This is a genomic window from Pollutimonas rozaliensis (assembly GCF_048751585.1).
GTDB lineage: Bacteria > Pseudomonadota > Gammaproteobacteria > Burkholderiales > Burkholderiaceae_B.
Map to the genome: position 1 here is coordinate 1 of NZ_JAZHOB010000269.1, position 250 is coordinate 250.

The following is a 250-nucleotide window of genomic DNA, read 5'->3' on the forward strand; positions in this document are numbered from 1 at the left end:
GTTTCTGGCGGTGGCGCTAAGCCATGGCGTCAAAAAGGTACTGGCCGTGCACGTGCTGGTACAATCCGTAGCCCAATCTGGCGTACAGGTGGTGTTACTTTTGCTGCGAAACCACAAGATCACAGCGTTAAAGTAAACAAAAAAATGTACCGCGGCGCTATGAAAAGCATTCTTTCTGAGTTAGTTCGTCAAGAGCGTTTAATCGTTGTTGATAACTTCTCGGTTGAAGCACCAAAAACGAAAGAGCTAG

Annotated in this window: 1 protein-coding gene; it reads left to right on the forward strand. The window is 46.8% G+C overall.

All coding sequences use genetic code 11. The features are described 5' to 3' along the window. The coding region (gene rplD, locus V0R37_RS22865; protein ID WP_420376658.1) for a 50S ribosomal protein L4 at positions 1-250 on the forward strand (250 nt) is incomplete at both ends.